Annotated in this window: 21 protein-coding genes and 1 tRNA gene; 11 read left to right on the top strand and 11 right to left on the bottom strand. The window is 71.4% G+C overall.

Annotated features, from left to right (window positions below):
• The 3 genes from ACFV9M_RS07075 to ACFV9M_RS07065 are packed head-to-tail and all read right to left on the bottom strand — an operon-like array spanning position 1 to position 2,998.
• The gene (locus ACFV9M_RS07075; protein ID WP_385069395.1) at positions 1 to 783 is read right to left on the bottom strand and encodes a TrmH family RNA methyltransferase; all 783 of its coding nucleotides are present in this window, start codon (positions 781 to 783) and stop codon (positions 1 to 3) included.
• Entirely contained in the window at positions 780 to 2,000 is a 1,221-nt protein-coding gene (locus tag ACFV9M_RS07070; protein ID WP_385069394.1) for an HTTM domain-containing protein, read from the bottom strand. Before ACFV9M_RS07070 ends, ACFV9M_RS07075 begins: the two co-directional genes overlap by 4 nt.
• Positions 1,997 to 2,998 (bottom strand): DUF5819 family protein, encoded by a 1,002-nt coding sequence (locus ACFV9M_RS07065; RefSeq protein ID WP_385069392.1) that lies wholly within the window; start codon positions 2,996 to 2,998, stop codon positions 1,997 to 1,999. Before ACFV9M_RS07065 ends, ACFV9M_RS07070 begins: the two co-directional genes overlap by 4 nt.
• Positions 2,999 to 3,548: 550 nt before the next feature.
• Here ACFV9M_RS07065 and paaA point away from each other — a divergent pair.
• The 5 genes from paaA to ACFV9M_RS07040 are packed head-to-tail and all read left to right on the top strand — an operon-like array spanning position 3,549 to position 7,222.
• Positions 3,549 to 4,604 carry a 1,2-phenylacetyl-CoA epoxidase subunit PaaA gene (gene paaA / locus ACFV9M_RS07060; RefSeq protein ID WP_385069391.1) on the top strand — a complete coding sequence of 352 codons (1,056 nt, stop codon included), beginning with the start codon at positions 3,549 to 3,551 and terminating at the stop codon, positions 4,602 to 4,604.
• Positions 4,601 to 4,888, top strand: a complete 288-nt coding sequence (gene paaB / locus ACFV9M_RS07055) for a 1,2-phenylacetyl-CoA epoxidase subunit PaaB (RefSeq protein ID WP_385069389.1) — start codon at positions 4,601 to 4,603, stop codon at positions 4,886 to 4,888. The genes paaA and paaB overlap by 4 nt, the downstream gene beginning before the upstream one ends.
• Positions 4,885 to 5,607 (top strand): 1,2-phenylacetyl-CoA epoxidase subunit PaaC, encoded by a 723-nt coding sequence (gene paaC, locus ACFV9M_RS07050; RefSeq protein WP_385069388.1) that lies wholly within the window; start codon positions 4,885 to 4,887, stop codon positions 5,605 to 5,607. The genes paaB and paaC overlap by 4 nt, the downstream gene beginning before the upstream one ends.
• Positions 5,601 to 6,143 carry a 1,2-phenylacetyl-CoA epoxidase subunit PaaD gene (paaD, locus tag ACFV9M_RS07045; protein ID WP_385069386.1) on the top strand — a complete coding sequence of 181 codons (543 nt, stop codon included), beginning with the start codon at positions 5,601 to 5,603 and terminating at the stop codon, positions 6,141 to 6,143. The genes paaC and paaD overlap by 7 nt, the downstream gene beginning before the upstream one ends.
• Positions 6,143 to 7,222: a 2Fe-2S iron-sulfur cluster-binding protein gene (locus ACFV9M_RS07040; protein ID WP_385069385.1), complete on the top strand. Its 1,080-nt coding sequence runs from the start codon at positions 6,143 to 6,145 to the stop codon at positions 7,220 to 7,222. Before paaD ends, ACFV9M_RS07040 begins: the two co-directional genes overlap by 1 nt.
• 234 nt (positions 7,223 to 7,456) lie before the next feature.
• Here the strand turns inward: ACFV9M_RS07040 and ACFV9M_RS07035 are convergent, their stop codons facing one another.
• The 4 genes from ACFV9M_RS07035 to ACFV9M_RS07020 form a co-directional block, all read right to left on the bottom strand.
• A complete protein-coding gene (locus tag ACFV9M_RS07035; RefSeq protein WP_385069489.1) occupies positions 7,457 to 7,786 on the bottom strand; it encodes a rhodanese-like domain-containing protein in 330 nt (109 codons plus the stop codon).
• 161 nt (positions 7,787 to 7,947) lie between these two features.
• On the bottom strand, positions 7,948 to 8,745 hold the full coding sequence (locus tag ACFV9M_RS07030) for a hypothetical protein (protein WP_385069383.1): 798 nt from the start codon (positions 8,743 to 8,745) through the stop codon (positions 7,948 to 7,950).
• A 45-nt stretch (positions 8,746 to 8,790) separates the two neighbouring features.
• The gene (locus ACFV9M_RS07025; RefSeq protein WP_385069382.1) at positions 8,791 to 10,296 is read right to left on the bottom strand and encodes a DUF2252 domain-containing protein; all 1,506 of its coding nucleotides are present in this window, start codon (positions 10,294 to 10,296) and stop codon (positions 8,791 to 8,793) included.
• Positions 10,297 to 10,697: 401 nt separating this feature from the next.
• Positions 10,698 to 10,781, bottom strand: a tRNA-Leu gene (locus ACFV9M_RS07020).
• Between the two features lie 482 nt (positions 10,782 to 11,263).
• Between ACFV9M_RS07020 and ACFV9M_RS07015 the strand changes: the two genes are divergently transcribed.
• The 6 genes from ACFV9M_RS07015 to pknB all read left to right on the top strand — a co-directional run bounded on the left by ACFV9M_RS07015 (position 11,264) and on the right by pknB (position 19,429).
• Positions 11,264 to 12,142 (top strand): FhaA domain-containing protein, encoded by an 879-nt coding sequence (locus tag ACFV9M_RS07015; RefSeq protein ID WP_385102350.1) that lies wholly within the window; start codon positions 11,264 to 11,266, stop codon positions 12,140 to 12,142.
• A 10-nt stretch (positions 12,143 to 12,152) separates the two neighbouring features.
• Entirely contained in the window at positions 12,153 to 12,665 is a 513-nt protein-coding gene (locus ACFV9M_RS07010; RefSeq protein ID WP_385063435.1) for an FHA domain-containing protein, read from the top strand.
• A 140-nt stretch (positions 12,666 to 12,805) separates the two neighbouring features.
• Positions 12,806 to 14,338: a Stp1/IreP family PP2C-type Ser/Thr phosphatase gene (locus ACFV9M_RS07005; protein ID WP_385063437.1), complete on the top strand. Its 1,533-nt coding sequence runs from the start codon at positions 12,806 to 12,808 to the stop codon at positions 14,336 to 14,338.
• A 27-nt stretch (positions 14,339 to 14,365) separates the two neighbouring features.
• Entirely contained in the window at positions 14,366 to 15,805 is a 1,440-nt protein-coding gene (locus tag ACFV9M_RS07000; RefSeq protein WP_385063439.1) for an FtsW/RodA/SpoVE family cell cycle protein, read from the top strand.
• Positions 15,802 to 17,268 carry a peptidoglycan D,D-transpeptidase FtsI family protein gene (locus ACFV9M_RS06995; protein ID WP_385063441.1) on the top strand — a complete coding sequence of 489 codons (1,467 nt, stop codon included), beginning with the start codon at positions 15,802 to 15,804 and terminating at the stop codon, positions 17,266 to 17,268. The genes ACFV9M_RS07000 and ACFV9M_RS06995 overlap by 4 nt, the downstream gene beginning before the upstream one ends.
• A gap of 169 nt (positions 17,269 to 17,437) precedes the next feature.
• Positions 17,438 to 19,429, top strand: a complete 1,992-nt coding sequence (pknB, locus tag ACFV9M_RS06990) for a Stk1 family PASTA domain-containing Ser/Thr kinase (protein WP_385063443.1) — start codon at positions 17,438 to 17,440, stop codon at positions 19,427 to 19,429.
• Positions 19,430 to 19,539: 110 nt separating this feature from the next.
• Here pknB and ACFV9M_RS06985 read toward each other — a convergent pair whose 3' ends face one another.
• The 4 genes from ACFV9M_RS06985 to ACFV9M_RS06970 are packed head-to-tail and all read right to left on the bottom strand — an operon-like array spanning position 19,540 to position 22,150.
• The gene (locus ACFV9M_RS06985) at positions 19,540 to 20,316 is read right to left on the bottom strand and encodes a class E sortase (RefSeq protein WP_385063445.1); all 777 of its coding nucleotides are present in this window, start codon (positions 20,314 to 20,316) and stop codon (positions 19,540 to 19,542) included.
• A 6-nt stretch (positions 20,317 to 20,322) separates the two neighbouring features.
• Positions 20,323 to 21,321, bottom strand: coding sequence for a class E sortase (locus ACFV9M_RS06980; protein ID WP_385063447.1), 999 nt, complete (start codon positions 21,319 to 21,321; stop codon positions 20,323 to 20,325).
• Positions 21,318 to 21,956 (bottom strand): aminodeoxychorismate/anthranilate synthase component II, encoded by a 639-nt coding sequence (locus ACFV9M_RS06975; RefSeq protein ID WP_385063449.1) that lies wholly within the window; start codon positions 21,954 to 21,956, stop codon positions 21,318 to 21,320. The genes ACFV9M_RS06980 and ACFV9M_RS06975 overlap by 4 nt, the downstream gene beginning before the upstream one ends.
• Positions 21,953 to 22,150 (bottom strand): hypothetical protein, encoded by a 198-nt coding sequence (locus tag ACFV9M_RS06970; RefSeq protein WP_385063694.1) that lies wholly within the window; start codon positions 22,148 to 22,150, stop codon positions 21,953 to 21,955. Before ACFV9M_RS06970 ends, ACFV9M_RS06975 begins: the two co-directional genes overlap by 4 nt.
• Positions 22,151 to 22,193: the final 43 nt, after the last annotated feature.

The following is a 22,193-nucleotide window of genomic DNA, read 5'->3' as shown; positions in this document are numbered from 1 at the left end:
CTAGACCAAGTCCGGCCCGGGACGGCCGGCCCGGAGATCCGTGCCCCCGCCGCCGGCGCTCCAGTGGTACAGCGTCATGGCCACGCTGGTGGCGAGGTTGTAGCTGGAGACCTGGGGGCGCATCGGCAGGGCGAGCAGCTGGTCGGCCCGCGCGCGGAGCGCGGCGGACAGCCCGCTGCGCTCCGAACCGAAGGCGAGGACGGCGTCGTCCGGGAGCTTCACACCCCGGAGGTCCTCGCCCTCCGGGTCGAGCGCGAACACCGGGCCGGGCGGCAGTTCGTCGACGGCCAGCCGCTCCACGGCGGTCGCGAAGTGCAGCCCCGCACCGCCGCGCACCACGGTCGGATGCCAGGGGTCGAGCGTGCCGGTGGTGACCACGCCGGTCGCCCCGAAACCGGCCGCCAGCCGGATCACGGCCCCCGCGTTGCCCAGGTTGCGCGGCTCGTCGAGCACCACGACCGGCGCGGTGCGCGGCAACCGGACCAGCGCCCGCAGACGCGCCTCCCGGGAGGGCCGTACGGCCAGGGCGGCCACGGCGGTGGGATGCGGTCGCGGCACCAGTGAGGCGTACGTCGCCTCCGGCACCTCCGTCAGCAGCCCGTCCAGCGTCCGCCGTACGTCGGGGGCGAGCTCGTCGGCGAGGGCGAGCGCCGCCCGCCGGTCGACGGCGACCGCCACCGGGATCTCGGCCCCGAACCGCACGGCGTGCTTCACGGCGTGGAAGCCGTCGAGGAGCACGGAGGCGTCCGCCGTACGGCGCCACAGGGCGAGGGGGTCGGTCATGCCGTGAAGCCTACGCGGCTGGGCTCGGCCTCCTCGGGCGTCCGCGCGCCCGGCAGCGGCTCCGCCGCGACCGCCCGGTCCCGCGACACGATGGCCACGCCCACGCGTGCCGCCCATCCGCCGAGCCGGCGCAGGAAGGACGTCGGCAGGAAGACCGCGTCCGCCGCGATCATCGCGAGCGAGAAGAACGGCAGCCCGAGGACCACGGCGATCGCCGCGTGCTCGATCATCATCACCACCAGCAGGACGTTCTTCACACGCCGGTTGAACAGGGTGAAGGGGAAGGCGACCTGCACGGCCACCGTCCCATAGGTCACCAGCATGACCATGGTGCCGCTGGAGGACAGCAGGTCGCCCAGGGCGGGCCAGGGCGAGAAGTAGTCCAGGTGCAGGGGGTAGTAGACGGCGGTGCCGTCCTGCCAGCGGGAGCCCTGGACCTTGTACCAGCCGGCCGTCGCGTAGATCAGACAGGCCTCCGCCATGATCACCAGCAGGGCGCCGTTGTGCAGGATGTTGGCGACGACGTCCAGCAGGATCCTGGGTTCCGCGGACCGCGTCAGGCGCCCCACGGCCCACCACAGGCCCTGCGCGGCCCACATCGCCCACAGGATCACCGGCACGACCGGATCGCCCTCCAGGCGTCCCGTCCCGGTCGCCACGACCAGCGCCAGCCCGAACACACCCCACAGGGCGGGCCCCACCCGGTCCGTGACCCGCTCACCCCGCGCGCGTGCCTCGGCCGCGCGCCTCGCCCGCCGCGCGTCCAGCGACCACACCTGGGCGCAGCGCGTGAACACGAGGTAGAGGGACATCAGGTGCATCACGTTGTCGCCGCCGTCGCCCACGAAGACACTGCGGTTCTGCAGCGACAGCACGCCCGCCATGAACAGCACCGACACCGTGCGGGTGCGCCAGCCGAGCAGCAGCAGCGCGCTCGCCAGCACCCCGCACGCGTAGACGAACTCGAACCAGACCCGCCCGTCCGACCACATCAGGGCCGAGAAGGCGCCGTTGCCGTCGATCAGCCGCCGGGCCAGCTCCCAGCTCCAGGGGCCGTCGGGGCCGTAGAGCTCCTCGCGGTGCGGGTACTCACGCAGCAGGAACAGCAGCCAGGTCAGGCTGAAGCCGATACGGACCACGGCGCTCTGGTACGGCCCGAGCGCGGTCCCCGTCACACGGGCTATCGCGGCGGACACCGAGAGGGACAACCGGTTCACCGCGCACCTCCCTCGGCGGCCGGAACCGACCACCAGGGCAGCACGCGGTACACCGGCCGCGAGGTGACCTGGTCGGAGACCCAGGGGGGCGCCGGCACGTTGGTGGTGCGGGAGCGGACCTGGACCCGCTCGACCACGCCGCCCTCCCCGGCCGCGCCGCCACGCTCCAGGCGACCGACGACGATACGGCGCAGGTACTCCTCGGACAGGGAGCTGCGCGTACCCACCGAGCGGTCGTCGGCGTCGTGCGAGCCCAGGTAGAAGTCCCAGGCGCGGCGCAGCTCGTTCTGCTGGGTGTGGCTGGGCACCAGGTTGCCGTCGATGGCCCGGCCGTCCTGCGCGGAGAGGTCGTACCAGCCGGTGGTGCGCGAGGAGCCGTCCGCCGTGCGGACGTCGGCGCGGACCTGTACGGCGATGTTCTGCTGGAGCGGGTTCGGCGCGAACAGCTTCCAGTTCTGCTCGAACTCCGGGTAGATCCAGTCGTCGATCGCCTCGCCGTGCGCCTTGGTGACCGTGTTGGACGGCGCCACGTGCAGGAACACCATGCCGACGTGCACACAGACGGTGACCGCGACGACCGCGAGCGCCAGGGCGGCAGCGATCTGGTAGCGGGGGGAGAGGGCGGCCACACCGGTGCGGGGGTCGGCTTCGCGGGCCGGGCCGGGGCGGTCGTCGGGACTTGAGCCGGGGCCGGGACGGGACTCGGGGCCCGGGCTTGAGCCGAGGCCGGGACGGGAGTCGGGGCCCGGGCCGGGGGCGTGGTCGCGCTCGGCAGGGGGCGTGAGGGCCGCCGCATCCTTGGCGGAGGCGCCGGGGCGGCCCCGGGGTATTCCGGCGGCGGGCAGGTGGCCCTCGCCCTCGGTGCCGGTGGCGGCCGGGTGGTGCTCGGGCGGTGGCCCTTCCGCGGGCCTGCCCGTCTCCGGACCCCGCACCGCCTCCACCTCCGCCTCCACCTCCGCCTCCCGCGGAGCGTCAGAGCCTCCGTCGTACGCGTTCATTCCGCCCCGTTCCCCGAATCCGGTCCGTGTTGACTGTGCGGCGTCGACTGCGCCGCGTCGACTGTGCGCCGCCGCGGCGGCCGATCCGGCCCTCCGTACGACCGCGGCCCCGTGGGCTCGACCGCACCCCCGGGATCGACCGCACCCCCGGGCACCCGCGCACGACCGCGCACAGCCGGACGGCTTTCGCACGACCGCGCACAGCGGGACGGCATTCGCACCACCGCGCACAGCCGGACGGCCTTCACACGGCCGTCGCACAGTCGTCGCACGGAACGGTACTCAGCCCCACCCGCTCCGCGCAGCCCTCCCCCCGGACCGACCCGTCCGGACTCGGGCGAAAGGCGTCCGCGGCACACCCCGGCGTCCACAACACCCAGGCGTCCACAGCGCCCGGCGCAGGGCGTCCGGCCGCACGTTGTCCACAGGCGGCCTCGCGGGTTTTCCACAGCGGTTGACACCTTACGACGGCCGTCTCACCATGGAATCGCACGAACCGAACGATCGGTCGGGAGAAGACCCGGCAAGAGCCCGAGTCGAGGGGGACCGCATGGCGACAGCAGCCGCACACCAGCCGGCCCGCACACACGAACAGACGGCCCATGGCACGACAACCGGCAGGGCCGACACCGGCGACCCCGGTGACACCACGGACGGCCGCCTGCGCGCCTTCGACGCCGCCGTGGCCGCCGACGAGCGCATCGAGCCGCGTGACTGGATGCCCGACGCCTACCGCGCCACCCTGGTTCGCCAGATCGCCCAGCACGCCCACTCCGAGATCATCGGCATGCAGCCGGAGGCCAACTGGATCACCCGCGCGCCGTCCCTGCGCCGCAAGGCGATCCTGATGGCCAAGGTCCAGGACGAGGCGGGCCACGGGCTGTACCTGTACAGCGCCGCCGAGACGCTCGGCACCGGCCGTGACGAACTGCTCGACAAGCTGCACACCGGCCGCCAGAAGTACTCCTCGATCTTCAACTACCCCACGCTCACCTGGGCGGACGTCGGCGCGATCGGCTGGCTGGTGGACGGCGCCGCCATCACCAACCAGGTCCCGCTGTGCCGCTGCTCCTACGGCCCGTACGCGCGCGCGATGGTCCGCGTCTGCAAGGAGGAGTCCTTCCACCAGCGCCAGGGGTACGAACTGCTGCTCGCCCTCAGCCGCGGCACCCCGGAACAGCACGCGATGGCGCAGGACGCGGTGGACCGCTGGTGGTGGCCGTCGCTGATGATGTTCGGTCCGCCCGACGACGAGTCCGCGCACTCGGCACAGTCCATGGCCTGGAAGATCAAGCGCCACTCCAACGACGGACTGCGCCAGCGCTTCGTCGACATCTGCGTCCCCCAGGCCGAGTCCCTGGGCCTCACCCTGCCCGACCCTCACCTGCGGTGGAACGAGGAGCGGGGCCACCACGACTTCGGCCCGATCGACTGGACCGAGTTCAAGGAGGTCCTCCGGGGCAACGGACCGTGCAACGAGCAACGGATCACCCAGCGCACACGGGCACACGACGAGGGCGCCTGGGTACGGGACGCCGCCACGGCCTACGCGGCCAAGCACAGCGGTGCCGCGGGCACCGGCGGGACGGGAGCACAGCGGGCATGACACACACCGACTGGCCCCTGTGGGAGGTCTTCGTACGCTCCCGTCGCGGCCTGGCCCACACCCATGCCGGCAGCCTGCACGCGCCGGACGCGGAGTTCGCGCTGCGCAACGCCCGCGACCTCTACACCCGGCGCGGCGAGGGCGTCTCGGTCTGGGTGGTCCCGTCCGCGGCGGTCACCGCGTCCTCGCCGGACGAGAAGGACCCGTTCTTCGAACCGGCCGCCGACAAGCCGTACCGGCACCCGACGTTCTACGAGATCCCCGAGGGGGTGAAGCACCTGTGACGACGACCGCGCATCCGCAGACCGCCGCCCTCGCCCTCGGTGACGACGCCTTGGTGCTCTCCCACCGCCTGGGGGAGTGGATGGGCCACGCGCCCGTGCTGGAGGAGGAGGTCGCCCTCGCCAACATCGCCCTCGACCTGCTGGGCCAGGCCCGCGTCCTGCTGTCGATGGCCGGTGACGAGGACGACCTCGCCTACCTGCGCGAGGAACGCGCCTTCCGCAACGTGCAGTTGGTCGAGCAGCCCAACGGCGACTTCGCCCACACCATCGCCCGCCAGCTGTACTTCTCCACCTACCAGCACCTGCTGTACGACCGGCTCGCCGCCGCGGAGGGCCCGTTCGCGGGGCTCGCGGCGAAGGCGGTCAAGGAGGTCGCCTACCACCGCGACCATGCCGAGCAGTGGACCCTGCGGCTCGGTGACGGCACGGACGTCAGCCACCGGCGGATGGGTCGGGCCTGCACGGCCCTGTGGCGGTTCACCGCGGAGATGTTCCAGCCGGTGGAGGGCGTCGACATCGACTGGCGGGGCTTGGAGACGGCCTGGCTGGAGTCGGTCGGGGACGTGCTGGGCCGGGCCGGTGTCGGTCTGCCCGAAGGGCCGCGGACCGGGGCGTGGAGCGCCGGCGCGGGCCGCCAGGGCCTGCACACCGAGCCCTTCGGGCGGATGCTCGCCGAGATGCAGCACCTGCACCGCAGCCACCCGGGGGCGTCATGGTGACGTCCACCCCGCTGGAGGCGGAACTCCTCGCGATCGCCGGCTCGGTGCCCGACCCCGAGCTGCCCGTGCTCACGCTCCAGGAGCTCGGCGTCCTGCGCGCGGTGCGCGTACGGGACGGGGACGCCGTCGAGGTCGAACTGACCCCGACCTACACCGGCTGCCCGGCCGTGGAGGCGATGTCCCTGGACATCGAGCGGGCCCTGCGCGACCACGGCGTGCGGGAGATCACCGTCCGCACGGTCCTCACGCCCGCCTGGTCGACGGACGACATCTCCGCCGAAGGGCGCCGCAAACTGCGGGAGTTCGGCATAGCTCCCCCACGCACCCGGCCGGCGTCTCCGCCCGAACCGGTCCCCCTCACCCTCGGCCCGACCCGCGGCCACCCACCGGCGCGCCCTGCCGACGACCCGATCCACTGCCCGCACTGCGGATCCGCCGACACCGAGCTGCTCAGCCGCTTCTCCTCCACCGCCTGCAAGGCGCTGCGGCGCTGCCTCGGCTGCCGGGAACCCTTCGACCACTTCAAGGAGTTGTGATGGCCCGCTTCCACCCGCTCCCCGTGGCCGCGGTGGACCGGCTCACCGACGACTCCGTCGCCCTCACCCTCGCGGTCCCCGCCGAGCTGCGCGCGGAGTACCGCCACGCCCCCGGCCAGCACCTGGCCCTCCGGCGCACCGTCGACGGCGCCGAGGTCCGGCGGACGTACTCCATCTGCTCACCCGCACCCGACCCGGGCGGCACCGGCCCGCTCGCCCTGCGGGTGGGCGTGCGACTGGTCGAGGGCGGCGCCTTCTCGGCGTACGCGCTCAAGGAGATCGCCGTCGGTGACGAGGTGGAGGTGATGACACCGGCGGGCCGCTTCACCCTGGAGCCGGCGCCCGGACTCTACGCGGCGATCGTCGGCGGCAGCGGCATCACCCCCGTGCTGTCGATCGTCTCCACCCTGCTGGCGCGTGAGCCCAACGCCCGGTTCTGCCTCGTACGCAGCGACCGCACGGCCGCCTCGACGATGTTCCTGGAGGAGGTCGCCGACCTCAAGGACCGGTATCCGGACCGGTTCCAGCTGGTCACCGTGCTCTCCCGGGAGGAGCAGCAGGCGGGGCTGCCGTCCGGGCGGCTCGACCGGGAGCGGCTGGCTGCACTGCTGCCGGCACTGCTGCCCGTGGCGGACGTGGCCGGGTGGTTCCTGTGCGGGCCGTACGGGCTGGTCGAAGGTGCGGAACGGGCGCTGCGCGAGCTCGGCGTCCCGCGCTCCCGCGTCCACCAGGAGATCTTCCACGTCGATCCCACCGCCTCCACCCGCGCCCCGGGCGGCAAGGGCGGGCTGGGCGCCCCCGCCCACGCCACGGTCACCGCCCGCCTCGACGGCCGCGGCGGCAGCTGGCCCGTGCGGGACGGGGAGTCGCTGCTGGAGGCGGTGCTGCGCAACCGCCCCGACGCCCCCTACGCCTGCAAGGGCGGCGTGTGCGGGACCTGCCGGGCCTTCCTGGTCTCCGGAGAGGTGCGGATGGACCGCAACTTCGCGCTGGAACCGGAGGAGACGCGGGCGGGCTATGTCCTCGCCTGCCAGTCGCACCCTCTGACGGAGACGGTGGAGGTGGACTTCGACCGCTGAACGGGCCGGGGCGAGGCGCCGGCCACGCCGGACCCTCTCCCGAACTCCGGCCGCCAGGAGGACTCATGACACTCCGTCATCTCCGCCCACCCCGTCACCCGACGGAGGAACACCGAAGGAACACCGGAGGAAGACCCGAGAAACACCGGAGAAACCAGCGGAACCCGCCTTAGAGGTGCCCAGAGGTGCCCTGGAGATGCCCCAGAGGTGCCCCAGAGGTGCCCTGGAGATGCCCTAGAGGACGAACCCCGGCTGCCCCTCGTCGGTCACGACCGGACGGCCGACCGCCGCCCAGTACTGCATGCCGCCGTCGACGTTCACCGCGTCGATGCCCTGCTGCACCAGGTACATCGTGACCTGGGCCGAACGGCCGCCGGAGCGGCAGATCACATGGACCCGACCGTCCTGCGGAGCCGCCTCGGTCAGCTCGCCGTACCGCGCGACGAACTCGCTGATGGGAATGTGCAGTGCCCCCTCGGCATGACCCGCCTGCCACTCGTCGTCCTCGCGGACGTCCAGCAGGAAGTCGTCGTCCTTGAGATCCCCGACCTCGACCGTGGGCACACCAGCTCCGAAACTCATACTCCCGACGCTACCGGACGGCACCCGCCCCCGACCGGCCCGCCGCCACCGCCCCGCTCCAGCGTGACCACCGCCACGCCGTCACCCTCACCGCCGTCACGGCCACCGCCGTCACGGCCACCGCCCCTCCCGGGCCCGGGCGACTACGCCACCAGCTCCGCCAGCTCGGCCTCCTTCTTCGCGACCTCCGCCAGCAGCTGGTCGGCGATCTCGTCGAGGAGACGGTCGGGATCGTCGGGGGCCAGCCGGAGCATCCCGCCGATCGCGCTCTCCTCCAGCTCGCGGGCGAGCATCGCGAGCAGTTCCTTGCGCTCGGCGAGCCACTCCAGGCGGACGTAGAGCTCCTCGCTGGGGCTCGGCTTGCGCTCCGCGGGCGCCGGACCGGCCGCCCACTCCTCGGCCAGGGCCCGCAGCGCGGCCTCGTCGCCACGGGCGTAGGCGGCGTTGACGCGGGTGATGAACTCCTCGCGCCGCGCCCGCTCCCTCTCCTCCTGTGCCAGGTCCGGGTGGGCCTTGCGGGCCAGCTCGCGGTACAGCTTGCGGGCCTCGTCGCTGGGCCGTACCCGCTCCGGGGGCCGCACGGGCTGCTCCGTGAGCATCGCCGCGGCCTCGGGGAACAGCCCGTCACCGTCCATCCAGCCGTGGAACAGCTCCTCGACCCCCGGCATCGGCAGCACCCTCGCCCGCGCCTCGGCCGCCTTGCGCGCGTCCTCCGGATCACCGCTGCGGGCGGCCCGGGCCTCGGCTATCTGTGCCTCCAGCTCGTCGAGCCGGGTGTACATCGGACCGAGTTTCTGGTGGTGGAGCCGCGAGAAGTTCTCGACCTCGACGCGGAAGGTCTCCACCGCGATCTCGAACTCGATCAGCGCCTGCTCAGCGGCCCGCACGGCCTGCTCGAGCCGCTCCTCGGGCCGCGCCTGCTCAGCTTCGGGGGTCGTCACCCGACCAGCGTAGGCCACGGGCGGGCGGGCGCCGTGACCCTCGCCTCACACGCCCGTCTCCGCCGCGATCCTCCCCGCCCGTACCGCCGCCACCAGGTCCGCGTGGTCCGCCTCCGTGCGGTCGGCGTACGCGACGGCGAACGCCGCCACCGCCTCGTCCAGCTCGTCGTTCTTGCCGCAGTAGCCGGCGACGAGGCGGGGGTCGGCGCTGTGGGAGTGGGCGCGGGCCAGGAGGGCACCGGTCATCCGGCCGTAGTCGTCGATCTGGTCGACGGCGAGGGCGGTGGGGTCGACGCTGCCCTTGCGGTTGCGGAACTGGCGGACCTGGAAGGGGCGGCCGTCGACGGTGGTCCAGCCGAGCAGGATGTCGCTGACGACCTGCATCCGCTTCTGGCCGAGGACCACCCGCCGCCCCTCGTGGCCCGCGTCCGGGGCGTCGAGGCCGGTGGCCGGCAGGTGCGGCAGCAGCGCCGACGGGCGGGCCTCCTTCACCTGGAGCACCAGCGGCTCTCCCCGGTGGTCCAGCAGCAGGACGACGTACGACCGGGTGCCCACGCTGCCCGTGCCGACGATGCGGAAGGCGACGTCGTGCACCGCGTACCGGGCGAGGAGGGGCGGGCGGTCCTCGGGGAGCGTGGTCACGTAGTGCTCCAGGGACGCGGCGACCGCCGCCGCCTCCGCGTCGGACACGCGCCGCAGCACCGGTGGGGCGTCGACGAAGCGGCGCCCCCCGTCGGGTGTGGGCTCGGTCGACTTCGCCGCGAACCGCCCGCTGGTGTTGGCCCGCGCCTTCTCCGAGACCCGCTCGAGGGTGCCGAGCAGGTCGTGGGCGTCGGTGTGGGAGACCAACTCCTCGTCGGCGATGGCGTTCCACGCGTCCAGCGCGGGCAGCTTCGCCAGCAGGCGCATGGTGCGACGGTAGGCGCCGGCCGCGTCGTGGGCCGCGCTGCGGCAGGTGTCCTCGTCGGCGCCGACCTCCCGGCCCGCGAGCACCAGTGAGGCCGCGAGCCGCTTGAGGTCCCATTCCCAGGGGCCGTCGACGGTCTCGTCGAAGTCGTTCAGGTCGATGACCAGGCGGCCGCGGGCATCGCCGTACAGACCGAAGTTGGCCGCGTGCGCGTCGCCGCAGATCCTGGCCCGGATGCCGGTCGTGGGGGTGCGGGCCAGGTCGTACGCCATGAGGCCCGCCGAGCCGCGCAGGAACGCGAACGGCGTGGCCGCCATCCGTCCCACCCGTATCGGGGTGAGTTCGGGGATGCGGCCCCGGTTGGACTCCTGGACCGCCGTCACCGCGTCCGGGCGGGAGGCGTCCAGGTCGAGTGCGGCGTGGGCCGCGCGCGGCACCCGGTCGCGCAGCGCCTTGCCGTCCTCCTTGGGAGAGCCCGCGGCGGGCCACTCGGCGAACCCGGGCACCCGCGGCAACCGCTCGTTCCCGCCCGCACCGGCCACCGCGGCCGCCCCGGTCCCGGCGCCCACGGCGTCGCCCGCGTCCGCACCCGGGGTCTCACCCACGGCCCGTCCCGCTCCGCCCTCGGTCACCTCGGCCACCATGACCGCCTCCCCCGCACGTCACGCGTCGTTCGTACACCGGCTCGTCGAGCCGAACATCAACTCGTGCCGACCGTACAGCTCGACGACGGAACCGCGTCAGGCCTTGTGGACAACTCCCGTCTGTGGACAACTCACCTCCCCCACACGGCTCACACCGGTGGACAACACCCCGCCCACCCCGCCGCCCGTCCCGTGAGATACCTCACGCGCGCGTACCCGCGCGCTGCCCCCGCGCCCGCCCACCACCCACCCACACCCACACCCACCACCCACCACCCACCGGGAACGGCTCGCCCTAGAACCCGATGTCCGGCCCCGAACACGGCGTCCGGCCCCCGGACCGAATCCGGCCCCGAACACGAAGAAGCCCCGCAGGTCTGAGACCTGCGGGGCTTCCGCTGTGCGCGAGGGGGGAGTTGAACCCCCACGCCCTTGCGGGCACTGGAACCTGAATCCAGCGCGTCTGCCTATTCCGCCACCCGCGCATTGGGTGTGTCCTCGGGCTTGTGGGCTTTTCGGCCCGGCGCCTTCCGACATGCAGAACATTAGCACGCTGGCGAGGGTGCGTTCACATCCCTTCTCCCTGGGCAGGGGGCCCTGGGCAGGGGTGCTCTGGGCAGCGGCGCCAGGACGCGCGGCAACCCGGGACGTCTCGGCGGCGACCGGTTCACGTATCAACCTCGTACCTATGACGGCCGTCTCCCCGGCAGCCGGGCCAGGTCCACAGTCAGGTGCGGGACACTGGTCCTCGGCCGCCTCTACGATCCTGGGCAGCAACAGGTACGGCCCCCGACCGAAGCAGGGGAACGGATCCTGGGCAGAAGCAGGTATGGAGGAGGGTGTCGACACCCGTCGACGGGGCCGACAGGGGGAACCAGCCGATTCACCGGCGCGTGGATACGATCAGTAAGCAGTACCAGGTAAGCAGCAGGACGCGGGACGCAAGTCACGACGGAGGAGGTGCCCCATGGGAGTCCTGAAGAAGTTCGAGCAGCGTCTCGAGGGTCTGGTCAACGGCACCTTCGCCAAGGTCTTCAAGTCCGAGGTCCAGCCCGTGGAGATCGCCGGAGCGCTCCAGCGGGAGTGCGACAACAACGCGACGATCTGGAACCGCGACCGCACGGTCGTACCCAACGACTTCATCGTGGAGCTGAGCGCGCCGGACTACGAGCGCCTCAGCCCCTACTCCGGCCAGCTCGGCGACGAGCTCGCCGGCATGGTGCGCGACTACGCCAAGCAGCAGCGCTACACCTTCATGGGCGGGATCAAGGTCAACCTGGAGAAGGCGGACGACCTCGACACCGGTCTGTACCGCGTGCGCAGCCGTACGCTCGCCTCCTCCAGCAGCCAGGCCCCCGAGCGGGCGCCCGCGGCCGGCGGCCAGCGCCCCGGCGGCCCCGGCTACCCGCCGGCCGCCTCGTCCGCCGCGCCGCCCATGCCGTCCTCCCCGCCGCCCGGCGCCCCCGGCGCCCGGCCCGGCGGCTACGGCTACCCGCCCGCGGCGGCCGGCCAGCGCCCCGGCGCGGCCGGCGGCGGCCCGGTCGGCGCACCGCAGCCCGGTTCCCGCACCCGCCACTGGATCGAGATCAACGGCACCCGCCACCAGATCTCCCGCGCCACGCTCGTGCTGGGCCGCAGCACCGAGGCCGATGTGCGGATCGACGACCCCGGCGTCTCCCGCCGGCACTGCGAGATCCGGACCGGTTCGCCCTCGACGATCCAGGATCTCGGCTCCACCAACGGCATCGTGGTGGACGGGCAGCACACCACCCGCGCTACGCTCCGCGACGGCTCGCGGATCGTCGTGGGCAGCACCACCGTTATCTATAGGCAAGCCGAAGGGTGAAGCGGGGGCAATGTCAGAGCTGACCCTCACGGTCATGCGGCTGGGTTTCCTGGCCGTACTGTGGCTGTTCGTGATCGTGGCCGTGCAGGTCATCCGCAGCGACCTGTTCGGTACGCGTGTCACCCAGCGCGGTTCGCGCCGGGAGAACGGACGGGCGCAGCAGGCCGCCCGGCAGGCCGCGCCCCCGCAGCAGCGCCAGCAGACCGGCGGCGGCCGCCAGCGCCGTAACGCCCCCTCCAAGCTGGTGGTGACCGAAGGCACCCTCACCGGCACCACCGTCGCGCTGCAGGGCCAGACGATCTCGCTGGGCCGCGCGCACGACAGCACGATCGTGCTGGACGACGACTACGCCTCCAGCCGCCATGCCAGGATCTACCCGGACCGCGACGGCCAGTGGATCGTCGAGGACCTGGGCTCCACCAACGGCACGTATCTCGACCGAACGCGGCTGACGACCCCCACACCGATCCCGCTGGGCGCGCCGATCCGTATCGGCAAGACCGTCATCGAGCTGCGGAAGTAGTGCTACATCATGAGTGAGCGCGAGCGGAGCGAGCACGCAGCGGCGGCCGGCACCCCGGGCCCCGGCGCGCTCCCGACCGGAGGGTGGGCAGTGTGGCTCGACACGACCGGCTGTACCCGGGGCCGACGGGCGAGGTGGGCATGAGTCTGTCACTGCGCTTCGCCGCCGGATCGCACAAGGGGATGATCCGGGAGGGCAACGAGGACTCCGGTTACGCCGGTCCGCGCCTGCTCGCCATCGCCGACGGCATGGGCGGCGCCGCCGCCGGTGAGGTCGCCTCCTCCGAGGCGATCTCCACGATCGTCGCGCTCGACGACGACGTGCCCGGCTCCGACGTCCTCACCTCGCTCGGTACGGCCGTGCAGCGCGCCAACGACCAGTTGCGCGCCCTGGTCGAGGAGGACCCCCAGCTCGAAGGCATGGGGACGACGCTCACCGCCCTGCTGTGGACGGGCCAGCGGCTCGGCCTGGTGCACGTCGGCGACTCGCGCGCCTATCTGCTGCGCGACGGGGTGCTGACGCAGATCACCCAGGACCACACCTGGGTCCAGCGGCTGGTCGACGAGGGCCGCATCACCGAGGAAGAGGCCACCACCCACCCCCAGCGCTCCCTGCTGATGCGGGCGCTCGGCAGCGGCGAGCACGTCGAGCCCGACCTGTCGATCCGCGAGGTCCGGGCCGGCGACCGCTACCTGATCTGCTCCGACGGCCTCTCCGGCGTCGTCTCCCACCAGACCCTCGAGGACACCCTCGCCAGCTACCAGGGCCCGCAGGAGACCGTGCAGGAGCTGATCCAGCTCGCGCTGCGCGGCGGCGGACCCGACAACATCACGGTGATCGTCGCCGACGTCCTGGACCTGGACACCGGTGACACCCTGGCCGGGCAGCTGTCCGACACCCCGGTCGTGGTCGGCGCCGTCGCCGAGAACCAGCACCAGCTGCACGACAACGGCATCATGCAGACCCCCGCCGGCCGCGCCGCGGGCCTCGGCCGCCGCGGCAACGGACAGGGCGGGGGCGGCGAGTTCGGCCCGCCCGGCTCCGGCGACGTGACCGGGTTCATCCCCACCGGCGGCTTCGGCGACTACACCGACGACGACTTCGTCAAACCGCGCAAGGGCCGCAGGTGGCTGAAGAGATCCCTCTACGGCGGTCTCGCCCTCGCCGTCATCGGCGGCGGCCTGTACGGCGGCTGGCGCTGGACGCAGACGCAGTACTACGTCGGCACCGCGGGCGAGCACGTCGCGCTGTACCGGGGCATCAGCCAGGACCTGGCCTGGGTGTCGCTGTCGAAGGTGGAGAAGGACCACCCCGAGATCGAACTCAAGTACCTCCCCGAGTACCAGCAGAAGCTGGTCGAGGCGACGATCGCCGAAGGCAGTCTGTCCACCGCCCGGAAGAAGATCGACGAACTCGCCGTGCAGGCCTCCGCGTGCCGCAAGCAGGCGGAGTCGGCCGAGCAGGCCACGAGCCCGAGCGAGAAGACCTCCAAGACCGGCGAGGGCGAGGCCGGAGGCACCACGGGAACCACTCCCTCCTCCCTCACGTCCAAGGCGACACCGAGCCCCTCGGTGTCCGCGTCCCCGTCCGCAACCGCGACCGCCACTCCCAGCCCCGGCCCCAGCCTCTCGGAGGAGGAGCAGAAGGTCGTCTCGCTGTGCGGTAAGCAGTAGGAAAGCCGTGAGAGGCCCCGTCACACGATGAGCAGTACAACCAACCCGCCGACGCACCACACGTCCACGATCGGCTCGATCGGTACGCCGAGCCGGCGCAACACCGAGCTCGCGCTGCTGGTGTTCGCCGTCGCCATCCCGGTGTTCGCCTACGCCAACGTGGGCCTCGCCATCGACGAGCAGGTGCCGTCCGGCCTGCTCAGCTACGGCCTGGGCCTCGGCCTGCTGGCCGGCGTCGCCCACCTCGTGGTGCGCAAGTTCGCGCCGTACGCCGACCCGCTGCTGCTGCCGCTGGCCACCCTGCTGAACGGACTCGGGCTCGTCGCGATCTGGCGGCTGGACCAGTCCGAGCTGCTGCAGTCCATCCAGCAGGCGGGCACCGCCGCGCCGCGCCAGCTGATGTACACGGCGATGGGCATCGCCTTCTTCATCGCCGTGCTGATCTTCCTCAAGGACCACCGCGTCCTTCAGCGCTACACCTACATCTCCATGGTCGGCGCGCTGATCCTGCTGCTGCTCCCGCTGGTGCCGGGCCTCGGCAAGAACATCTACGGCGCCAAGATCTGGATCCAGGTCGGCAGCTTCTCCATCCAGCCCGGCGAGTTCGCGAAGATCGTCCTGGCGATCTTCTTCGCCGGCTACCTGATGGTGAAGCGGGACGCGCTCGCGCTCGCCAGCCGCCGTTTCATGGGCCTGTACCTGCCGCGCGGCCGCGACCTCGGCCCGATCCTGGTGGTCTGGTTCATCTCGATCCTGATCCTGGTCTTCGAGACCGACCTCGGCACCTCGCTGCTGTTCTTCGGAATGTTCGTCATCATGCTGTACGTCGCCACCGAGCGGACCAGCTGGATCGTCTTCGGTCTGCTGATGTCCGCGGCCGGCGCGGTCGGCGTGGCCAGTTTTGAACCGCACGTCCAGCAGCGTGTCCAGGCCTGGCTCGACCCGATGAAGGAGTACTCGCTCTCCCGTGAGGGCGTCGTCGGCCACTCCGAGCAGGCCATGCAGGCGCTGTGGGCGTTCGGCTCCGGCGGCACCCTCGGCACCGGCTGGGGCCAGGGCCACTCCGAGCTGATCCGGTTCGCCGCCAACTCCGACTTCATCCTCGCCACCTTCGGCGAGGAACTGGGCCTGGCGGGCATCATGGCGCTGCTGCTGCTGTACGGCCTGATCGCCGAGCGCGGTGTGCGCACCGCCCTCGCCGCCCGCGACCCGTTCGGCAAGCTGCTCGCCATCGGCCTGTCCGGCGCCTTCGCGCTCCAGGTCTTCGTCGTCGCCGGCGGTGTGATGGGCCTCATCCCGCTCACCGGTATGACGATGCCGTTCCTGGCGTACGGCGGTTCCTCCGTCATCGCCAACTGGGCGCTCATCGGCATCCTGATCAGAATCAGCGACACCGCGCGCCGCCCCGCCCCGGCCCCCGCCGCCAACCCCGACGCCGAGATGACCCAGGTGGTCCGCCCGTCATGAACAAGCCCCTGCGCCGGATCGCGATCTTCTGCGGACTTCTGATCCTGACCCTGCTCATCCGCGACAACTGGCTCCAGTACGCCAAGGCCGAAGACCTGGCCACCGACGACGAGAACCGCCGCGTCAACATCGCGCGGTACGCCACCCCGCGCGGCGACATCATCGTCGACGGCAAGGCGATCACCGGCTCCGTCGAGACCACCAGCGGCGACTACAAGTACAAGCGCACCTGGACGAACGGCGCCATGTGGGCGCCCGTCACCGGCTACTCCTCGCAGGCCTTCGGCGCCAACCAGCTGGAGAAGCTGGAGGACGGCATCCTCACCGGCAACGACGACCGGCTCTTCTTCCGCAACACGCTCGACATGATCACGGGCAAGAAGAAGGAGGGCGGCAGCGTCGTCACCACCCTCAACGCCGCCGCCCAGAAGGCCGCGTACAACGAACTGGGCGACAGGAAGGGCGCCGTCGCCGCGATCGACCCGACCACCGGCAAGATCCTCGCGCTGGTCTCCACGCCGTCGTACGACCCGTCGAAGTTCGCGGGGACGTCCGACTCGGACGCCGAGGCTTGGCAGGCCGTCCAGAAGGAGAACAACGAGGACGACCCGATGCTGAACCGGGCGCTGCGCGAGACGTACCCGCCGGGTTCCACCTTCAAGGTCGTCACCGCGGCCGCCGCGCTGGAGAACGGCGTCGTCTCGGGCATCGACGAGGCCACCGACACGCCGGACCCGTACCAGCTGCCGCAGACCACCACGGACCTCACCAACGAGCACGGCGACTGCGAGAACGCCACCCTGCGCGAGGCCCTGCGGGTCTCCTGCAACACCGTCTTCGCGAAGCTGGCCGACACCGTGGGCAGCGAGAAGATGATCGAGCAGGCGGAGAAGTTCGGCTACAACAACCCGGAGCTGGACACCCCGGTCCGCGCCTCGGAGAGCGTCTACCCCGAGGACAACCGCCCGCAGAACGCGATGGACGGCATCGGCCAGGCCTCCAACGCGGCCACCCCGCTCCAGATGGCGATGGTCGCCTCGGCCGTCGCCAACGACGGCAAGCTGATGAAGCCGTACATGGTCGACCAGCTCAAGGCCGCCAACCTCGACACCATCGAGACGACCGAGCCGCAGGAGCTGTCCCAGGCGGTGTCGTCGGAGACCGCGCAGAAGCTCCAGCAGATGATGGAGACGGTCGTGAAGACCGGTACCGGTACGAACGCGCAGATCAAGGGCGTCACCGTCGGCGGCAAGACCGGTACCGCCCAGCACGGCCTGAACAACAGCGAGAAGCCGTACGCCTGGTTCATCTCCTACGCCAAGCTGTCCGACGGCAGCTCGCCGGTCGCCGTCGCCGTGGTCGTCGAGGACGGCTCCGCCAACCGTGACGACATCAGCGGTGGCGGTCTGGCCGCGCCGATCGCGAAGAAAGTGATGCAGGCAGTCATCGACAGCAAGAAGTGACCCCGATCACGTCGCCTACACATCGGTGCACGTTGCGATACCGGTCCTGTATCGGGTGACGGGCTTGGCCAGGTCACGCAGCGCCGTCCGGGTACGGTATGCCCGGACGGCAGCCTCCGGCCGCACATGTGTGCCGGTCGGGACCGACGGAGAGGGCTGGTAGGTAGCTATGGAAGAGCCGCGTCGCCTCGGCGGCCGGTACGAGCTGGGCCACGTGCTCGGCCGTGGTGGCATGGCCGAGGTCTACCTCGCGCATGACACCCGCCTCGGCCGCACCGTGGCGGTGAAGACGCTGCGCGCGGACCTCGCGCGCGACCCTTCCTTCCAGGCCCGGTTCCGCCGGGAGGCCCAGTCGGCCGCCTCGCTCAACCACCCCGCGATCGTCGCGGTCTACGACACGGGCGAGGACTACATCGACGGGGTGTCGATCCCGTACATCGTCATGGAGTACGTCGACGGCTCCACCCTGCGTGAGCTGCTCCACTCCGGCCGCAAGCTGCTGCCGGAGCGGACGCTGGAGATGACCATCGGCATCCTCCAGGCCCTGGAGTACTCGCACCGGGCCGGCATCGTCCACCGCGACATCAAGCCGGCGAACGTCATGCTGACGCGCAACGGCCAGGTCAAGGTGATGGACTTCGGCATCGCCCGCGCCATGGGCGACGCCGGCATGACGATGACCCAGACGGCCGCGGTCATCGGCACCGCCCAGTACCTCTCCCCGGAGCAGGCGAAGGGCGAGCAGGTGGACGCCCGCTCGGACCTCTACTCCACGGGCTGCCTCCTCTACGAGCTGCTGACCGTCCGGCCGCCGTTCGTCGGCGACTCCCCGGTCGCGGTCGCCTACCAGCACGTCCGCGAGGAGCCGCAGGCGCCCAGCGTCTTCGACCCCGAGATCACCCCCGAGATGGACGCCATCGTCCTGAAGGCGCTGGTCAAGGACCCGAACTACCGCTACCAGTCCGCTGACGAGATGCGCGCCGACATCGAGGCCTGCCTCGACGGCCAGCCGGTCGCGGCCACGGCGTCGATGGGCGCCGTCGGCTACGGGGGCTACCCCGACGACCAGGCCACCACGGCCCTGCGCTCCACGGACGCCGGCGCCACCACGATGCTGCCCCCGATGAGCCCGGACGACGGCGGCTTCGGCTACGACGACCGCCCCGACCGGCGCCGCCAGAAGAAGTCCAACACCTCGACGATCCTGCTGGTCGTCGCGGCGGTGCTGGTGCTCGTCGGCGCGATCCTGATCGGCAAGTGGGCGTTCACCGGCAGTGCCGAGGACCAGCCGTTCGAGGCACCGAACTTCGTCGGGCAGACCGCGGCACAGGCCCAGACGATGGCCACCAACGTCGACCTGAAGCTGGTGACCACCAAGGAAGCCTGCGAGGACACGCCGAAGGACAGCGTCTGCGAGCAGGACCCCGAGGCCGGCACCGAAGTCAACAAGGGCGACACGGTCAACATCGTCGTCTCGACCGGTGCGCCGAAGGTCGCCGTGCCCAGTGTCCTCGGCAAGACCCTCGAGGAGGCCAAGTCGACGCTGGAGGGCGACAAGTACCAGCTGGTCGTCGAGACCAAGGAAGAGGTCTCCTCGGAGGAGGCGGGCACGGTCATCGGACAGGACCCGGAGCTGGGCAAGGAGGTGGAGAAGGGGTCCACGATCACCCTCACCATCGCCAAGGCCGAGGAGAAGGCCACCGTCCCCGACGTCTCCGGCAAGACCTGTGACGAGGCCAAGGCGCAGATGGAGGCCAACAACCTCGTCGGCAGCTGCACCGAGGTCGACACCCAGGACCAGAACCAGGTCGGCAAGGTCATCCAGACCACGCCGTCGGCCAACTCCCAGGCCGACAAGGGCTCCACGGTCCAGATCCAGATCGGCCGCAGCACCCAGACCCAGGTCCCGGGCAACCTCCAGAGCCTGAGCCTGAAGGACGCCAAGAAGGCCATCGAGGACGCCGGCCTCACCGTCGGCAGCGTCACCGGCTCCAGCGACGACAACGCAGTCGTCGTCAGCTCCGACCCGCAGCCGGGCACCACGGTGAACAAGGGTCAGACGGTCAACCTGGTCGCCGCCGGCGGGAACAACGGCAACAACGACGGCGGGAACGGCGACGGCGGGACGATCTTCTTCGGCGGAAACGACGGGGAGGACTGACCCCGCTCCCACCGACGCGTCGGGCCCTGCCGGTCGATCCGGCAGGGCCCGTGTCGTTCGTGGTCAGCCGCTTTCCCCGGCGTTCCCTCGCAGGCGGCGCTGTCGCGAGGTCAGCGCAGTTCCTTCGGCGGCGTCCGGTCCGCGTCCACCTTCTCCACGCGCTCCAGCTCGCCCCACACCACGTACCGGTACCGGCTCGTGTAGACCGGCGTGCAGGTGGTCAGCGTGATGTACTTGCCGGCCTTCTTCCGGCCCGACTCCTTCGGGACGGCGCCGAGGACCTCGACGTTGTACTTCGACGTCTCCGGAAGGACGGCGTACACCGTGTAGACGTACCAGTTGTCCCGCGTCTCGAAGACGATCGGGTCGCCCTTCTTCAGCTTGTCGATGTTGTGGAACTTCGCGCCGTGGCCGTCGCGGTGGGCGGCCAGGGAGAAGTTGCCGTCCTTGCCGCTGGTGGGGAGCGTGGCCTTGACGGGGTCGGTGTAGTAGCCGGCGACGCCGTCGTTGAGGATCTTCGAGGAGGTGCCCTTCTCGACCAGGACCTCGCCGTTCTTCATGGCGGGCACGTGGAGGAAGCCGATGCCGTTCTTGGTGTCGAGCGCACCGGGGCCGGTGTCCTCGGCGGCCCAGGTGTCCCGGACCTTGTCGCCCTGCTGGTCCGCCCTGCGGTCGGCTATGACGTTGGTCCACCACAGGGAGTAGACGACGAACAGGCCGAGCACCAGCCCGGCCGTGATGAGGAGTTCACCGAAGACGCTCACCGCCAGGGCGATCCGGCCGCGGCGCCGCGGCGCGGGCGGGGACGTGTCGGTGTGCTCCGCGTGTTCGGCGTGTTCCGCGTGTTCCGCGTGCTCAGTGTCGTCGGTGGTCGCTGCCACGGTCATCTGCCCCTACTCGACGAGCGCATCCGGCTTGCCCTTGCTGCGCGGCCGTTCCTCGACCATCTTGCCCCAGACGATCAACCGGTACTTGCTGGTGAACTCCGGCGTGCACGTCGTCAAGGTGATGTACCGGCCCGGTCCGGTGAATCCGGAGCCCACCGGCACGGGTTCGAGGACGCTCACGTTGCTCGGCGAGGTCACCGGCAGCATCGACGCCATCTTGTAGACGTAGTACTCGTCCTGCGTCTCGACGACGATCGCGTCGCCGGGCTGGAGCTTGTTGATGTACCGGAACGGTTCGCCGTGCGTGTTGCGGTGGCCCGCGAGGCCGAAGTTGCCGGTCTTCGCGTCGGGCATGGCCGTCTCCAGCGCGCCCTCGCCGTAGTGCCCGACCATGCCCTTGTCGAGCACCTTCTTGTTGCTGATGCCCTCGGCGATCGGCACCACCACGTCCAGCTTGGGGATGTGCAGGATGGCGAATCCCTGCCCCGGCGAGAACGTCCCCGGGTTGCGTTTGCCGTTCGCCCAGTCGTCCTGGAGGCTGTTGGCCTCCTGGTCCGCCTGCGCGTGCGCCCGGACGTTCGTCCACCACAGCTGGTAGGTGACGAACAGCAGCATCAGCACGCCCGTGGTGATGAACACCTCGCCGACCGCGCGGCTGGCGATCACGGCCGCGCCGGGCTTGCGCGCCCGCGCCTGCCGGCGGGCCTCCACCCGGGAGAGCGGCCGCGACGGCGACTCCTCGGACCGAGTGGGCTCGGGGACCGCGCCCCCGCCGCCACGACGCCCGTGACGGCGCTTGGCGGCCTTTCTGCGGGCCGCTCGGCCACCGGCAGGGGTTCCAGGAGCCGGAGAGGCCGCCGAGGCTCCAGAACCGACCATGGGCTCGCCGCCGAACGCGGAGTCCGGTGACCGCGGTATCCGCAGGGCCACCGTCTCGTCGTCCAGGGGAGGCTCGTACGGCGGGCCGCCGTAGAGATCCTCGCGCTCGGGGCGCAGCGCGGTCACGCCGTGGCCCTGCCCACCACCGGCGCCAGGCCCGCCGACCTCGTCACCGCACCCTCGTCGCCGCACTCCACCAGCCAGTTGGCGAGCATCCGGTGCCCGTGCTCGGTCAGCACCGACTCCGGGTGGAACTGCACGCCCTCGACCGGCAGTTCCCGGTGGCGCAGGCCCATGATGATGCCGTCGTGGGTGCGGGCCGTGACCCGCAGCTCGTCGGGGACCGTCGCCGGCTCGGCCGCCAGGGAGTGGTAGCGGGTCGCCGTGAAGGGTGAGGGCAGCCCGGCGAAGACGCCCTCGCCCTCGTGCTCGACCGGCGACGTCTTGCCGTGCAGCAGTTCCGGGGCCCTGTCCACCACGCCGCCGTACGCCACCTGCATCGACTGCATGCCGAGGCAGACGCCGAAGACGGGTACGCCGGTCGTCGCGCAGTGGCGGACCATGTCGACGCAGACGCCGGCCTGCTCCGGCGTGCCCGGGCCCGGGGAGAGCAGGACGCCGTCGAAGCCGTCCTGCGCGTGGGCCGTGGAGACCTCGTCGTTGCGCAGGACCTCGCACTCGGCGCCCAGCTGGTACAGGTACTGGACCAGGTTGAAGACGAAGCTGTCGTAGTTGTCGACGACGAGAATGCGCGCGCTCACTGGTTGTCCACCGTCACATCGTTGAAGGGAAGCAGCGGTTCGGCCCACGGGAAGACGTACTGGAACAGGACGTACACCACAGCCAGAACCAGCACGATCGAGATCAGCGCCCTCACCAAGGCGTTTCCCGGCAGATGCCGCCAGATCCAGCCGTACATGCCGTCCCTTCCGTCGCACCACGGCACCAGACTCACGCCGTACACCACCAGACTAGGGCCTGTCGTTCGGATCAGGTCG

Source organism: Streptomyces sp. NPDC059895, from assembly GCF_042731035.1.
GTDB lineage: Bacteria > Actinomycetota > Actinomycetes > Streptomycetales > Streptomycetaceae > Streptomyces.
This window is presented reverse-complemented; position numbering and strand designations above follow the sequence as displayed.

Bases quoted from the DNA above. Each gene is read 5' to 3' on its own strand.
- paaB (WP_385069389.1), top strand. From the start codon at position 4,601: ATGACACACACCGACTGGCCCCTGTGGGAGGTCTTCGTACGCTCCCGT.
- ACFV9M_RS07000 (WP_385063439.1), top strand. From the start codon at position 14,366: ATGAGCAGTACAACCAACCCGCCGACGCACCACACGTCCACGATCGGC.
- ACFV9M_RS06985 (WP_385063445.1), bottom strand. From the start codon at position 20,316: ATGACCGTGGCAGCGACCACCGACGACACTGAGCACGCGGAACACGCG.
- paaD (WP_385069386.1), top strand. From the start codon at position 5,601: ATGGTGACGTCCACCCCGCTGGAGGCGGAACTCCTCGCGATCGCCGGC.
- ACFV9M_RS07065 (WP_385069392.1), bottom strand. From the start codon at position 2,998: ATGAACGCGTACGACGGAGGCTCTGACGCTCCGCGGGAGGCGGAGGTG.
- ACFV9M_RS07010 (WP_385063435.1), top strand. From the start codon at position 12,153: ATGTCAGAGCTGACCCTCACGGTCATGCGGCTGGGTTTCCTGGCCGTA.
- ACFV9M_RS07040 (WP_385069385.1), top strand. From the start codon at position 6,143: ATGGCCCGCTTCCACCCGCTCCCCGTGGCCGCGGTGGACCGGCTCACC.
- ACFV9M_RS07005 (WP_385063437.1), top strand. From the start codon at position 12,806: ATGAGTCTGTCACTGCGCTTCGCCGCCGGATCGCACAAGGGGATGATC.
- ACFV9M_RS07015 (WP_385102350.1), top strand. From the start codon at position 11,264: ATGGGAGTCCTGAAGAAGTTCGAGCAGCGTCTCGAGGGTCTGGTCAAC.
- ACFV9M_RS06995 (WP_385063441.1), top strand. From the start codon at position 15,802: ATGAACAAGCCCCTGCGCCGGATCGCGATCTTCTGCGGACTTCTGATC.
- ACFV9M_RS07075 (WP_385069395.1), bottom strand. From the start codon at position 783: ATGACCGACCCCCTCGCCCTGTGGCGCCGTACGGCGGACGCCTCCGTG.
- paaA (WP_385069391.1), top strand. From the start codon at position 3,549: ATGGCGACAGCAGCCGCACACCAGCCGGCCCGCACACACGAACAGACG.
- pknB (WP_385063443.1), top strand. From the start codon at position 17,438: ATGGAAGAGCCGCGTCGCCTCGGCGGCCGGTACGAGCTGGGCCACGTG.
- ACFV9M_RS07025 (WP_385069382.1), bottom strand. From the start codon at position 10,296: ATGGTGGCCGAGGTGACCGAGGGCGGAGCGGGACGGGCCGTGGGTGAG.